Source organism: Pseudomonas palleroniana (assembly GCF_003031675.1).
GTDB lineage: Bacteria > Pseudomonadota > Gammaproteobacteria > Pseudomonadales > Pseudomonadaceae > Aquipseudomonas > Aquipseudomonas palleroniana.
In genome coordinates this window covers 94,129-107,006 of the sequence record NZ_PYWX01000090.1, presented here as the reverse complement: position 1 = coordinate 107,006, position 12,878 = coordinate 94,129, and the positions used below count along the sequence as shown (strand labels likewise).

General features: G+C 61.4%; 14 protein-coding genes. 13 read left to right on the top strand and 1 reads right to left on the bottom strand.

Annotation, left to right across the window (positions count from 1 at the left end):
* Positions 1-390: 390 nt before the first annotated feature.
* The 12 genes from ccoN to hemN all read left to right on the top strand — a co-directional run bounded on the left by ccoN (position 391) and on the right by hemN (position 11,464).
* A complete protein-coding gene (gene ccoN / locus C9383_RS27455) occupies positions 391-1,833 on the top strand; it encodes a cytochrome-c oxidase, cbb3-type subunit I (protein WP_060756152.1) in 1,443 nt (480 codons plus the stop codon).
* Positions 1,833-2,441, top strand: a complete 609-nt coding sequence (gene ccoO / locus C9383_RS27450; protein ID WP_025854274.1) for a cytochrome-c oxidase, cbb3-type subunit II — start codon at positions 1,833-1,835, stop codon at positions 2,439-2,441. The genes ccoN and ccoO overlap by 1 nt, the downstream gene beginning before the upstream one ends.
* 5 nt (positions 2,442-2,446) lie before the next feature.
* Positions 2,447-2,632, top strand: a complete 186-nt coding sequence (locus tag C9383_RS27445) for a CcoQ/FixQ family Cbb3-type cytochrome c oxidase assembly chaperone (protein ID WP_016775513.1) — start codon at positions 2,447-2,449, stop codon at positions 2,630-2,632.
* The gene (ccoP, locus tag C9383_RS27440; RefSeq protein WP_060756153.1) at positions 2,629-3,606 is read left to right on the top strand and encodes a cytochrome-c oxidase, cbb3-type subunit III; all 978 of its coding nucleotides are present in this window, start codon (positions 2,629-2,631) and stop codon (positions 3,604-3,606) included. The genes C9383_RS27445 and ccoP overlap by 4 nt, the downstream gene beginning before the upstream one ends.
* A gap of 153 nt (positions 3,607-3,759) precedes the next feature.
* Positions 3,760-4,014, top strand: a complete 255-nt coding sequence (locus C9383_RS27435; RefSeq protein ID WP_060756154.1) for a type II toxin-antitoxin system Phd/YefM family antitoxin — start codon at positions 3,760-3,762, stop codon at positions 4,012-4,014.
* Positions 4,014-4,424, top strand: coding sequence for a type II toxin-antitoxin system VapC family toxin (locus tag C9383_RS27430; RefSeq protein ID WP_090369381.1), 411 nt, complete (start codon positions 4,014-4,016; stop codon positions 4,422-4,424). Before C9383_RS27435 ends, C9383_RS27430 begins: the two co-directional genes overlap by 1 nt.
* 206 nt (positions 4,425-4,630) lie before the next feature.
* Positions 4,631-6,046, top strand: coding sequence for a cytochrome c oxidase accessory protein CcoG (gene ccoG, locus C9383_RS27425; RefSeq protein WP_090369379.1), 1,416 nt, complete (start codon positions 4,631-4,633; stop codon positions 6,044-6,046).
* 30 nt (positions 6,047-6,076) lie between these two features.
* A complete protein-coding gene (locus C9383_RS27420; protein WP_060756157.1) occupies positions 6,077-6,610 on the top strand; it encodes a FixH family protein in 534 nt (177 codons plus the stop codon).
* Between the two features lie 7 nt (positions 6,611-6,617).
* Positions 6,618-9,068, top strand: coding sequence for a heavy metal translocating P-type ATPase (locus C9383_RS27415; RefSeq protein ID WP_090372335.1), 2,451 nt, complete (start codon positions 6,618-6,620; stop codon positions 9,066-9,068).
* 22 nt (positions 9,069-9,090) lie between these two features.
* Positions 9,091-9,303, top strand: a complete 213-nt coding sequence (gene ccoS / locus C9383_RS27410; protein ID WP_005790284.1) for a cbb3-type cytochrome oxidase assembly protein CcoS — start codon at positions 9,091-9,093, stop codon at positions 9,301-9,303.
* On the top strand, positions 9,296-9,979 hold the full coding sequence (locus C9383_RS27405; RefSeq protein ID WP_060756158.1) for a sulfite exporter TauE/SafE family protein: 684 nt from the start codon (positions 9,296-9,298) through the stop codon (positions 9,977-9,979). The genes ccoS and C9383_RS27405 overlap by 8 nt, the downstream gene beginning before the upstream one ends.
* A 102-nt stretch (positions 9,980-10,081) precedes the next feature.
* Positions 10,082-11,464: an oxygen-independent coproporphyrinogen III oxidase gene (gene hemN / locus C9383_RS27400; protein WP_090369377.1), complete on the top strand. Its 1,383-nt coding sequence runs from the start codon at positions 10,082-10,084 to the stop codon at positions 11,462-11,464.
* Positions 11,465-11,470: 6 nt separating this feature from the next.
* On the opposite strand, the gene C9383_RS27395 is transcribed toward hemN, so the two are convergent.
* Positions 11,471-11,956: a hypothetical protein gene (locus C9383_RS27395; RefSeq protein WP_060756160.1), complete on the bottom strand. Its 486-nt coding sequence runs from the start codon at positions 11,954-11,956 to the stop codon at positions 11,471-11,473.
* A 153-nt stretch (positions 11,957-12,109) separates the two neighbouring features.
* On the opposite strand from C9383_RS27395, the gene fnr reads away from it, so the two are divergent.
* On the top strand, positions 12,110-12,844 hold the full coding sequence (fnr, locus tag C9383_RS27390) for a fumarate/nitrate reduction transcriptional regulator Fnr (protein WP_060756161.1): 735 nt from the start codon (positions 12,110-12,112) through the stop codon (positions 12,842-12,844).
* The last annotated feature ends 34 nt before the right edge of the window (positions 12,845-12,878 follow it).

The following is a 12,878-nucleotide window of genomic DNA, read 5'->3' as shown; positions in this document are numbered from 1 at the left end:
CGCTGGGCTGCGAAGCAGCCCCAAAACCTTAGGAGCGCTTCGCACTCCAGCGGGAGCAAGCTCCCTCGCCACAGGGGGACTTTTAACGCGACCAAGTGTCACACCCTTCCAAAGCACAACTTTCCCCTCTCGCCATTCGGGTCTACGCTTGCTTGCACAGCGGACTGATCCTGGCGTACGCACGGCTATTGTTGCGGCCCCCAAATTTTCTTGTCCACTCGATCAGCTTTTGATTTCGGATTTTGTCCTTACACCAAACATGGAAAGGGCGCAGAATCTGGCGTGGAACGCATTGATACAGGTCAGTCATTGCGTTGCAATGACCCATCGCTTTCTACATACTTGCGGCCGATTTTACCTATAAAAAAACCTAAACCGTGGAACCTTAGAATGAGCACAGCAATCAGTCCGACTGCTTATAACTATAAGGTAGTCCGCCAGTTCGCCATCATGACGGTGGTCTGGGGGATCCTTGGCATGGGGCTCGGGGTGTTCATCGCCTCGCAACTGGTCTGGCCGCAATTGAATTTCGGCTTGCCATGGACGACCTTCGGCCGCCTGCGCCCGCTGCACACCAACCTGGTGATTTTCGCCTTCGGCGGATGTGCATTGTTTGCCACCTCCTACTATGTCGTGCAGCGAACCTGCCAGACGCGACTGATCTCCGACGGCCTCGCCGCATTCACCTTCTGGGGCTGGCAAGCCGTGATCCTCGGCGCCATCATCACCCTGCCGCTGGGCTACACCACCACCAAGGAATACGCCGAGCTGGAATGGCCGATCGCCATTTTGCTCGCCATCGTGTGGGTGACCTACGCCGTGGTGTTCTTCGGCACCATCGTCAAGCGCAAGACCAAGCATATCTATGTGGGTAACTGGTTCTACGGCGCGTTCATCCTGGTGACGGCGATGCTGCACATCGTCAACCACGCCTCCTTGCCGGTGAGCTGGTTCAAATCCTACTCGGCCTACGCCGGGGCAACGGATGCGATGATCCAGTGGTGGTATGGCCACAACGCCGTGGGCTTCTTCCTCACCACTGGCTTCCTGGGGATGATGTACTACTTCGTGCCCAAGCAGGCCGAACGGCCGATCTACTCGTATCGCCTGTCCATCGTGCACTTCTGGGCACTGATCACCCTGTACATCTGGGCCGGCCCGCACCACCTGCACTACACCGCGCTGCCGGATTGGGCGCAGTCCCTGGGCATGGCGATGTCGATCATCCTGCTGGCCCCGAGCTGGGGCGGCATGATCAACGGCATGATGACCCTGTCGGGCGCCTGGCATAAATTGCGTACCGACCCGATCCTGCGCTTCCTCGTGGTGTCCCTGGCGTTCTATGGCATGTCGACCTTCGAAGGCCCGATGATGGCGATCAAGACCGTCAACTCGCTGTCGCACTACACCGACTGGACCATTGGCCACGTACACGCCGGCGCCCTCGGTTGGGTGGCGATGATCTCCATCGGCGCGCTGTACCACATGATCCCCAAACTGTTCGGCCGTGCGCAGATGCACAGCGTCGGGCTGATCAACACGCACTTCTGGCTGGCCACCATCGGCACCGTGCTCTACATCGCCTCGATGTGGGTCAACGGCATCACCCAGGGCCTGATGTGGCGTGCGATCAACGATGACGGCACCCTCACCTACTCCTTCGTCGAAGCGCTGCAAGCCAGCCATCCGGGCTACATCGTCCGTGCCCTGGGCGGTGCGTTCTTTGCCGCCGGCATGCTGTTCATGGCCTACAACGTCTGGCGCACCGTGCGTGCCTCGGACCCTGCAGAAGCCGAAGCCGCCGCCAAGATCGCCGTTGTGGGAGCCCACTGATGAAGCATGAAGTAGTCGAGAAGAATATCGGCCTGCTGGCCTTCTTCATGGTCATCGCCGTGAGTATCGGCGGCCTGACCCAGATCGTCCCGCTGTTCTTCCAGGACGTGACCAACAAACCGGTCGAAGGCATGAAGCCGCGCACCGCCCTTGAACTGGAAGGCCGCGACGTCTACATCGCCAACGGTTGTGTTGGCTGCCACTCGCAGATGATCCGCCCGTTCCGCGCCGAAACCGAACGCTACGGCCACTATTCGGTTGCCGGTGAAAGCGTGTGGGACCACCCGTTCCTGTGGGGTTCCAAGCGTACCGGCCCGGACCTGGCCCGTGTCGGCGGGCGTTACTCCGATGACTGGCAGCGTGCGCACTTGTACAACCCGCGCAACGTTGTGCCGGAGTCGAAAATGCCGGCGTATCCGTTCCTCGTGGAAAACAAGCTCGACGGCAAGGACACCGCGAAGAAGATGGAAGTCTTGCGCACCCTGGGCGTGCCCTACACCGATGAAGACATCGCCGGTGCAGCCGCCGCCGTGAAGGGCAAGACCGAAATGGACGCATTGGTGGCCTACCTGCAGGGCCTTGGCACCCTCATCAAAAGCAAACGGTGACCTACATGGATATCGGGATGATTCGAGGCCTGGGCACCGTTGTGGTGATGGTGGCCTTTATCGGCCTGGCGTTGTGGGTATTCAGCCCCAAGCGCAAGTCGGAGTTTGACGACGCGACCATGCTGCCCTTTGCGGATGATCCCGAAGCCATCAAGCACGTCGAGCAAGCTTCTAGGAGTAACAAAGAATGACTACGTTCTGGAGTCTGTACGTCACAGTCCTCAGTCTGGGTACCATCTTCGCCCTGACCTGGCTGCTGCTGTCCACCCGCCGGGGCCAGCGCGCCGAGCAGACCGACGAAACCGTCGGCCACTCGTTCGACGGCATCGAGGAGTACGACAACCCGCTGCCCAAATGGTGGTTCATGCTGTTCGTCGGCACCATCATCTTCGCCCTCGGCTACCTGGCGCTGTATCCCGGCCTCGGCAATTGGAAGGGCTTGCTGCCCGGCTACAACTACCTCGACACCGACAAGCAAACCCCATTCGCCAACGGCCAGACCGGCTGGACCGGTGTGCACGAATGGGAAAAGGAAATGGCCAAGTCAGACGCCAAGTTCGGCCCGATCTTCGCCAAGTTCGCCGCAATGCCGATTGAAGAAGTCGCCAAAGACCCGCAAGCCCTGAAGATGGGAGGTCGCCTGTTCGCCTCCAACTGTTCGGTGTGCCACGGTTCCGACGCCAAGGGCGCCTACGGTTTCCCCAACCTGACCGATGCCGATTGGCGCTGGGGTGGCGAACCGGCCACCATCAAGGAAACCATCATGAAAGGCCGCCACGCAGTGATGCCGGCGTGGGCCGAGGTGATCGGCGAACAAGGCGTGGCTGACGTGGCAGCCTTTGTGGTGACCAACCTCGACGGCCGCAAGTTGCCGGAAGGGGCCAAAGCCGACGCGGCCAACGGCGCGAAACTCTTCGCCGCCAACTGCGTGGCCTGCCACGGTCCCGCCGGTAAAGGCACCCCGGCGATGGGCGCCCCCGACCTGACTCATCCGGGTGCATTCATCTACGGCTCCAGCTTCGCCCAACTGCAGCAGACCATCCGTTACGGCCGCCAGGGCCAGATGCCTGCCCAGGAGCAACTGCAGGGCAATGACAAGGTGCATCTGCTGGCGGCATATGTCTACAGCCTGTCCCATGGGGATAAGCAGACCGAAGAGCAGTAAACCTGACTATCAACAAAGCCCTGCGCAGCGACAGCTACGCAGGGCTTTGTTGTTTGTTCCCCCACAGAATGACCACTCGTAGCCTCGGACTTGCTCCTGCTCGAACCTAAGTAGTAACGTGCCTACATAAAATCTGACGAAGGGGGACACCCCATGACCATCACCACCATTTCCAGCCGGGAATTCAATCAAGACACAAGTGGCGCCAAAAAAGCCGCTCGCCAAGGGCCGGTTTTTATCACCGACCGCGGCAAGCCTGCCCATGTCCTGCTAAGCATTGAGGACTACCAGAAACTGACAGGCCTCGATGCTGACATCGTTGACCTGCTGGTGATGTCGGAAGCGGCCGATATCGAGTTCGAAACCGAACGTGCCGTGATCATCCATCGACCTGTGGACCTCTCTTGATGTACCTGCTCGACACCAACGTAATCTCTGAACTTCGTAAACCCCAGGCTGACGCCAAAGTCGTCGCCTGGGCAAAAAGTGTCATTGCTCCACGCATGTTCATCTCGGCTATCACCCTCAAGGAACTGGAGACCGGCGTCTTGCGCATTGAACGTCGAGACCCGGTGCAAGGGAAGGTGTTACGAACCTGGCTGAAAAAGCACGTAATGCCCGCCTTTGATGCCAGGATCCTGCCTGTCGATGCCGCAGTTGCGCTGCGTTGTGCGCAATTGCATGTACCCGACCAGGCTAATGAGAGTGATGCGCTGATCGCCGCGACAGCGCTGGTGCATGGGCTGACCGTCGTGACGCGCAATGTCTGCGACTTTCGATCCAGTGGCGTTCCGTTGCTCAATCCATGGAACGAATGACCCGCCTTGACGCAAAAACCGTCCATACTTCCCAAGTCAATTGATCCAGATCACATATACCATCAATTGAATTCCCCCAACGCGACCAAAGGTCGCACCCTTGCAGCGCCACCGGGGGCGTATCATTAGGCCACTGCCACACCCCAATTTGACCCCGGCCGGCACGTACTGGCCGAGGCAAGTCTCCACCGCCGTGGGATGCAATGATGAGCAACCAGATACCGGTACATGACGTTACCCCGCCTGCCAAAAACGCCAGCAACACGGTCGATCTCTACGCCTCGCGAGAGAAGATCTACACCCGCGCCTTCACCGGCCTGTTCCGTAATTTGCGCATGCTCGGCGGTGCCGGTCTGTTCCTGCTCTATTTCGGCACGGTATGGCTGAACTGGGGGGGCCACCAGGCGGTGTGGTGGAACCTGCCGGAACGTAAATTCTTCATTTTTGGCGCGACCTTCTGGCCCCAGGATTTCATCCTGCTGTCGGGCCTGTTGATCATTGCCGCATTCGGCCTGTTCTTTATCACGGTGTACGCCGGTCGCGTGTGGTGCGGTTATACCTGCCCGCAAAGCGTGTGGACCTGGATCTTCATGTGGTGCGAAAAGGTCACCGAAGGCGATCGCAACCAGCGCATCAAGCTCGACAAAGCGCCGATGGGCATCAACAAGTTCCTGCGAAAATTGAGCAAGCACAGCCTGTGGCTGTTGATCGGTTTTGTCACCGGCATGACCTTTGTCGGCTACTTCTCGCCGATCCGCGAGCTGGTGTTCGACTTCTTCACCGGCCAGGCCGATGGCTGGTCCTATTTCTGGGTGGGTTTCTTCACCCTCGCCACCTATGGCAACGCCGGCTGGCTACGCGAACAGGTGTGCATCTACATGTGCCCGTACGCACGCTTCCAGAGCGTGATGTTCGACAAAGACACCTTGATCGTCTCCTACGACCCGCGTCGCGGTGAAGTGCGTGGCCCGCGCAAAAAAGGCGTCGACTACAAGGCTCAGGGCCTGGGCGATTGCATCGATTGCACGATGTGCGTGCAGGTCTGCCCGACCGGGATCGACATCCGCGACGGCCTGCAAATCGAATGCATCGGTTGCGCCGCCTGTATCGACGCGTGCGACAACATCATGGACAAGATGGACTACCCACGTGGCCTGATCAGCTACACCACCGAGCACAACCTGTCCGGGCAGAAGACTCACAAGCTGCGCCCACGGTTGATCGGCTACGCCCTGGTCCTGCTGGCGATGATCAGCCTGCTGGTCACGGCATTTTTCATGCGCTCGCTGGTGGGCTTCGACGTCAGCAAAGACCGCGTGCTCTACCGCGAAAACGCCGAAGGCCGCATCGAAAACGTCTACAGCCTGAAGATCATGAACAAAGACCAGCGCGACCACACCTACGTGCTCGACGCAGCGGGCCTGCCGGACCTCAAGCTGCAAGGCCGCCGCGAGATCAAAGTCGCCGCCGGGGATATCTTCAGCATGCCGGTGGAACTGTCCAGCGCCCCCGAGCAACTGCCGTCGAGCACCAACGAGGTGAAATTCATCCTCAAGGATGCCGATGACGACAGCGTCCACGTTGAAGCCAAGAGCCGATTCATCGGGCCCCAGGTCCGATAAACAAAAAGCCCGTTAATAGAGAGCGCCACAATGCCCGCAGCAACTGCCGCAAGCCCTTGGTACAAGCACCTCTGGCCCTGGATCATCATTGGCATCCTGGCCTGCTCGGTGACCTTGACCCTGTCCATGGTGACTATCGCGGTGAAAAACCCCGACAACCTGGTCAACGACAACTATTACGAGGCCGGCAAAGGCATCAACCGCTCCCTGGATCGCGAACAACTGGCGCAGACCCTGCAACTGCGTGCATCGGTGCACCTGGACGAGCTGACTGGCGAAGTCGACCTGCGCCTGACCGGCAACAGCAACCCGAATACGCTGGAGTTGAACCTGATTTCGCCAACCCAACCGCAGAAGGACCGCAAGATCATCCTGACCCGTAGCGACAGCGAACCCGGGCGCTACATCGGTCAGGTCACCGACAAGGTCGACGGCCGACGCTTCGTGGAACTGCTCGGCGTAGAAGGTGACAAGACCTGGCGCCTGTTCGAAGAAGAGCAGGTCAGCCACGACAAGGACCTGCTGTTGGGTGACGAACCGCTGCAAGGTGCTGAAGACCAGTAACCCGACCATGACCAGCCCCATCCCCTGCTACCACTGCGCCCTGCCCGTCCCGGCGGGCAGCCGGTTTACCGCGCAGATCCTGGGTGAACCCCGTGAGTTGTGTTGCCCAGGCTGCCAGGCGGTGGCCGAAGCCATCGTTGCCGGTGGGCTGGAAAGCTACTACCAGCACCGCAGCGAAGCCTCGGCCAACCCCGAGGCGTTGCCGGTGCAACTCGTCGACGAATTGGCGCTGTACGACCGCGCCGACGTGCAAAAGCCCTTTGTACGCCACGAAGGCGAACTGGCGGAAGCCACCCTGTTGATGGAAGGCATCAGTTGCGCCGCGTGTGGCTGGCTGATCGAAAAACACCTGCGCAGCCTGCCCGCTGTGGCGGAGGCGCGACTGAACCTTTCCAACCATCGCTTGCAGGTCCGCTGGGCCGACGCTCAATTGCCGTTGAGCCGGTTGCTCGGTGAACTGCGTCATATCGGCTATGCCGCCCACCCCTATCAGGCCGACCGCGCAGCCGAGCAATTGGCCGGCGAGAACCGCCTGGCCCTGCGTCAGCTGGGGGTGGCCGGTTTGTTGTGGTTCCAGGCGATGATGGCAACCATGGCGACCTGGCCTGAATTCAACATCGATCTGAGCCCGGAACTGCATGTGATCCTGCGCTGGGTGGCGATGTTTCTCACAACCCCCATCGTGTTCTACAGCTGCGCGCCGTTTTTCAAGGGCGCCCTGCGTGACTTGCGTACACGTCACCTGACCATGGATGTGTCGGTATCCCTGGCGATTGGCGGCGCGTACCTGGCGGGCATCTGGACCGCGATTACCGGCTCCGGCGAACTGTATTTCGACGCGGTGGGCATGTTCGCGCTGTTCCTGCTGGCCGGCCGCTATCTGGAACGCCGCGCTCGCGAGCGCACCGCCGCCGCCACCGCGCAGTTGGTCAACCTGTTGCCCGCCTCGTGCCTGCGCCTGAACAGCGATGGGCAGAGCGAGCGCATCCTGCTCAGTGAGTTGGTGTTGGGTGATCGGGTATTGGTACATCCGGGCGCCGTCCTGCCGGCCGACGGGGTGATTCTCGAGGGTCAGTCGAGCATCGACGAGTCGCTGCTGACCGGCGAATACCTGCCGCAATCGCGCTTTACCGGTGACACCGTCACCGCCGGTACGCTTAACGTCGAAGGCGCACTGACCGTCGAGGTGCGCGCCTTGGGCCATGACACCCGCCTGTCGGCCATCGTGCGCCTGCTGGAGCGCGCCCAGGCCGAGAAACCGCGCCTGGCGCAAATCGCCGACCGCGCGGCGCAGTGGTTCCTGTTGTGCTCACTGGTCGCCGCGCTGCTGATCGGCCTGGCGTGGTGGCAACTGGACCCGACGCGGGCGTTCTGGATCGTCCTGGCAATGCTGGTGGCGACCTGCCCTTGTGCGCTGTCGCTGGCCACCCCGACGGCCCTCACCGCCGCCACCGGCACCCTGCACAAACTCGGGCTGCTTTTGACCCGCGGCCATGTACTGGAAGGTTTGAACCAGATCGATACGGTGATTTTCGACAAGACCGGCACCCTGACCGAAGGTCGCCTGGCGTTACGTGCCATACGTCCCGTGGGCGCGTTGAACAGCGATGACTGCCTGAGCCTCGCCGCCGCCCTCGAAAACCGCTCCGAACACCCCATCGCCCGAGCCTTCGGACGCGCGCCGTTGGCCGCTGAAGAGGTCATCAGTGCCCCAGGGCTGGGACTGGAGGGGCGCGTGGGCAAACGCCGCCTGCGCATCGGCCAGGCCGCCTTTGTCTGCGAACTGAGTGGGTGCCCGCTGCCTGAGGCACCGGACGCAGCCGGCCAATGGCTGCTGCTGGGCGACAGCCATGGCGCCCTGGCCTGGTTCGTGCTGGATGACCGCTTGCGCAGCGATGCACCGTCACTGCTGGCTGCGTGCAAGGCCCGTGGCTGGCACACGCTGTTGCTGTCCGGTGACAGCTCGCCAATGGTCGCCAGCGTCGCCGCCGACCTGGGCATCGACGAAGCCCACGGCGGCCTGCGCCCGGATGACAAGCTGCGGGTGCTGCAACGCTTGCACCAGGAAGGCCGCACCGTGCTGATGCTGGGTGATGGCGTCAACGATGTACCGGTGCTGGCCGCCGCCGATATCAGCGTGGCCATGGGGTCGGCCACGGACCTGGCGAAAACCAGCGCCGACGCCGTGCTGCTGTCCAACCGCCTCGATGCCCTGGTGCAAGCCTTTAGCCTGGCGCGGCGTACCCGACGGGTCATCATCGAGAATCTGCTGTGGGCCGGGCTGTACAATGGCCTTATGCTGCCGTTTGCCGCCCTGGGTTGGATCACCCCGATCTGGGCCGCGATCGGCATGTCCCTCAGTTCCTTGACTGTGGTGCTCAATGCGCTGCGCCTGGCTCGCCTGCCGAATGTGCAGCCAGCCGGCGCCCCCTTGGTAACCCGCCCGCTGCCGGTTTGAGGCCTGCGGGCATGGAGTGCAGATGCCAGCTCTATACGTGATGATCCCGGCGGCGCTGCTCTTAGTGGGCGTGGCCATTTACATCTTCTTCTGGGCCGTGGACAGCGGCCAGTACGAAGACCTCGACGGCCCGGCCCACAGCGTGCTGTTCGACGACCAGGACCCGAACCACCTGGCCGCCATCGACGAAGCGAACGGCCCGGAACAACCGCCCAAAGACCCTCCCCATGCTTGAGCTGGCCCCCCTGCTGGTCTCGGCGCTGATCCTCGGTTTGCTCGGTGGCGGCCATTGCCTGGGCATGTGTGGCGGGCTGATGGGTGCGCTGACCCTGGCGATTCCCAAGCACCAACGCGGCCGCAGGTTCCGCCTGCTGCTGGCCTACAACCTGGGGCGCATCCTCAGCTACGCGACGGCCGGGTTGTTGATCGGCCTGGCCGGCTGGGCGCTGGCCAACAGCCCCGCGGCGATGTTCATGCGCGTGCTTGCCGGGCTACTGCTGATCAGCATGGGCCTGTATCTGGCCGGCTGGTGGAGCGGCCTGACCCGCATCGAAAGCCTCGGACGCGGCCTGTGGCGCTATATCCAGCCCGTCGCCAGCCGTTTGCTGCCGGTGTCCAGCCTGCCCCGTGCCCTGCTGCTGGGCGCGCTCTGGGGCTGGTTGCCGTGTGGCTTGGTCTACAGCTCCCTGCTGTGGGCGGCGAGCCAGGGCAATGCGCTGGACAGTGCACTGCTGATGCTGGCGTTTGGCTTGGGCACTTGGCCGGTGTTGCTGGCGACCGGCCTGGCGGCCGAACGCGTCACCGCCTGGCTGCGCAAACGCAGCGTGCGTGTGGCCGGTGGCGTATGGGTGATTGTGTTTGGCTTATGGACCCTGCCCGGCCCGCATCAGCACTGGTTGATGGGCCATTAACGGCCATGTGGCATAGCGCCGCTCCCCGTTGATGCAAATCAACATGCCACCTGCGGCTCGCCCCTAGACTCGGCCCACTAGCCTATCCGGGGGACCGCCCGCATGCTCGACGCCATTCGTTGGGACACACATCTGATTCACCGCTACGACTTGGCGGGGCCGCGTTACACGTCCTACCCCACCGCCGTACAATTCGACAGCCAGGTTGGCACCTTCGACCTGCTGCATGCCCTGCGCGAAAGCCGCAAAGCCGCCCGCCCCTTGTCGCTGTATATCCACGTGCCGTTCTGCGCGAACATTTGCTATTACTGCGCTTGCAACAAGGTGATCACCAAGGACCGTGGCCGCGCCCAGGCCTACCTGCAACGCCTGGAGCAGGAAATCCAGTTGGTGGCCTGTCACCTGGACCCGAAACAGCCCGTGGAGCAGCTGCATTTCGGCGGCGGCACCCCGACCTTTCTCAGTCACGACGAACTGCGCCAGGTGATGACGCACCTGCGCCAGCACTTCAATTTGCTCGATGATGACTCGGGCGACTACGGCATCGAGATCGACCCTCGCGAAGCCGACTGGGCCACCATGGGCCTGTTGCGTGAACTGGGTTTCAACCGCGTGAGCATTGGCCTGCAGGACCTTGACCCGGAGGTGCAACGGGCGGTCAACCGCCTGCAAAGCCTGGAAGAAACCCGCGCAGTGATCGACGCCGCGCGCACCTTGCAGTTTCGTTCGATCAACATTGATCTGATCTACGGCTTACCCAAGCAAACGCCGTTGAACTTCGCGCGCACCGTGGAAGAAGTGATCAGCCTGCAACCGGATCGCCTGTCGGTGTTCAACTACGCGCACCTGCCCGAGCGCTTTATGCCGCAGCGGCGCATCAACACCGACGACTTGCCGTCGCCTGCGGCAAAACTGCTGATGCTGCAAACCACCATCGAGCAATTGACCCAGGCCGGTTACCGCTACATCGGCATGGACCACTTCGCCCTGCCGGATGACGAATTGGCTGTTGCCCAGGAGGAAGGCAGGTTGCAGCGCAATTTCCAGGGCTACACCACCCACGGCCATTGCGACTTGATCGGGCTGGGGGTATCGGCGATCAGCCAGATCGGCGACTTGTATTGCCAGAACAGCAGCGATTTGAACCAGTACCAGAACGCCCTGGCCGGCGCGCAACTGGCAACCAGCCGTGGCTTGGTCTGCACCACCGACGACCGCTTGCGACGCGAGGTGATTCAGCAGTTGATCTGCAACTTCAGCCTGGACTTCGAGCAGATCGAACTCGCCTTCAACATTGATTTTCGCGGCTATTTCCTTGAGCTGTGGCCACAGCTGGAGACCATGGCGGCAGACGGCCTGATCGAACTGGATGCCCACAGCATTCGCGTGCTGCCGGCCGGACGCTTGCTGGTGCGCTCGGTGTGCATGGTGTTCGATGCCTATCTGGAGCACCAGAACAGGCAGCGATTCTCGCGGGTCATCTGAGCCCGGTTAGCGCGAGGCCAGGCTCATGGCTTCCAATTGAGCCGACGGTGGCTGGTCTTTCATGGCCTTGGCCAAAGCGGTCTGGGCCAAGGTCAAGCCAGCCTGTAATGCCGACACGCCAGCCTGCAGGTTGCCCACCTTCACCAGGCGCGCCTCAGGCGTCATGGAATTATCGGCCATGACCGCTGCCATTTCGGCCATTTTTTCGGCAAGCTGCTTTTTGAGTTCACGGATCATTTTCAGCAACTGCTTGACGCTATCGCTCAGGCTGCTGTTGTCGATATCACTATTGTCCGATTGCTCGGCCTTCGATGCGCCCATCGCCTCTCCGGAGATGACCACCTTTACCCCCTCGGTGGTCTTGGGTTCGGCGGTTTCTGGCGCGGTGGGTGCCTTGGAGGCGGCGTCTTTGTCCTTGGAGGCATCGGCGGCCTTCCAGACCGACACTGCAGCCACATTAATCTGTGGGTTCTGAACACTGCTGACGGACATGATCTGAGCTCCTGCTCGTTGAGAGACAACAATGTATCGGCAGCGATACAAAAACCTGTATACCGCTGCCGCTTTTTTGTACACGCTGGCCTCAGCTACCCTCGGTGCGTTACCCTTACGTCTTATGTGTGATTTCCCACAAGGATTTAAGAAATGTCCGAGCCAGTTAAACTGCGCGCTCACAGCCAGGCCCATTGCAAGGATTGCAGCCTGGCTCCCCTGTGCCTGCCACTTTCGTTGAATCTGGAAGACATGGATGCGCTGGACGACATCGTTAAACGCGGCCGCCCGCTGAAAAAGGGCGAGTTTCTGTTTCGCCAGGGCGACAAGTTTGACTCCGTCTATGCAGTACGTTCGGGGGCGTTAAAGACGTTCAGCCTGAGCGACAGCGGCGAAGAACAGATCACCGGTTTCCACCTGCCCAGCGAATTGGTGGGGTTGTCCGGCATGGACACCGAGATTCACCCGGTATCGGCCCAGGCTCTGGAGACGACGTCGGTATGCGAAATCCCCTTCGAGCGTCTGGATGAATTGGCCTTGCAACTGCCACAACTGCGCCGCCAGTTGATGCGCGTGATGAGCCGCGAGATCCGCGACGATCAACAAATGATGCTGCTGTTGTCGAAAAAAACCGCCGACGAACGCATCGCTACCTTCCTGGTCAACCTGTCGGCACGCTTCCGCGCCCGTGGCTTCTCGGCCAACCAGTTCCGCTTGAGCATGTCGCGCAATGAAATCGGCAACTACCTGGGCCTGGCGGTGGAAACCGTGTCCCGGGTGTTTACCCGCTTCCAGCAGAACGAGCTGATCGCCGCCGAGGGCAAGGAAGTGCACATCCTTGACCCGATCCAGCTGTGTTCGCTGGCCGGGGGGGCGCTGGAGAGTTGATCCAGCCACCTGCGGCCGCGCCAATCGGCGGGGC

What these genes read in the sequence shown, in the direction of transcription:
- ccoN (WP_060756152.1), top strand. Translation starts at nt 391, where the DNA reads ATGAGCACAGCAATCAGTCCGACTGCTTATAACTATAAGGTAGTCCGC.
- ccoO (WP_025854274.1), top strand. Translation starts at nt 1,833, where the DNA reads ATGAAGCATGAAGTAGTCGAGAAGAATATCGGCCTGCTGGCCTTCTTC.
- C9383_RS27445 (WP_016775513.1), top strand. Translation starts at nt 2,447, where the DNA reads ATGGATATCGGGATGATTCGAGGCCTGGGCACCGTTGTGGTGATGGTG.
- ccoP (WP_060756153.1), top strand. Translation starts at nt 2,629, where the DNA reads ATGACTACGTTCTGGAGTCTGTACGTCACAGTCCTCAGTCTGGGTACC.
- C9383_RS27435 (WP_060756154.1), top strand. Translation starts at nt 3,760, where the DNA reads ATGACCATCACCACCATTTCCAGCCGGGAATTCAATCAAGACACAAGT.
- C9383_RS27430 (WP_090369381.1), top strand. Translation starts at nt 4,014, where the DNA reads ATGTACCTGCTCGACACCAACGTAATCTCTGAACTTCGTAAACCCCAG.
- ccoG (WP_090369379.1), top strand. Translation starts at nt 4,631, where the DNA reads ATGAGCAACCAGATACCGGTACATGACGTTACCCCGCCTGCCAAAAAC.
- C9383_RS27420 (WP_060756157.1), top strand. Translation starts at nt 6,077, where the DNA reads ATGCCCGCAGCAACTGCCGCAAGCCCTTGGTACAAGCACCTCTGGCCC.
- C9383_RS27415 (WP_090372335.1), top strand. Translation starts at nt 6,618, where the DNA reads ATGACCAGCCCCATCCCCTGCTACCACTGCGCCCTGCCCGTCCCGGCG.
- ccoS (WP_005790284.1), top strand. Translation starts at nt 9,091, where the DNA reads ATGCCAGCTCTATACGTGATGATCCCGGCGGCGCTGCTCTTAGTGGGC.
- C9383_RS27405 (WP_060756158.1), top strand. Translation starts at nt 9,296, where the DNA reads ATGCTTGAGCTGGCCCCCCTGCTGGTCTCGGCGCTGATCCTCGGTTTG.
- hemN (WP_090369377.1), top strand. Translation starts at nt 10,082, where the DNA reads ATGCTCGACGCCATTCGTTGGGACACACATCTGATTCACCGCTACGAC.
- C9383_RS27395 (WP_060756160.1), bottom strand. Translation starts at nt 11,956, where the DNA reads ATGTCCGTCAGCAGTGTTCAGAACCCACAGATTAATGTGGCTGCAGTG.
- fnr (WP_060756161.1), top strand. Translation starts at nt 12,110, where the DNA reads ATGTCCGAGCCAGTTAAACTGCGCGCTCACAGCCAGGCCCATTGCAAG.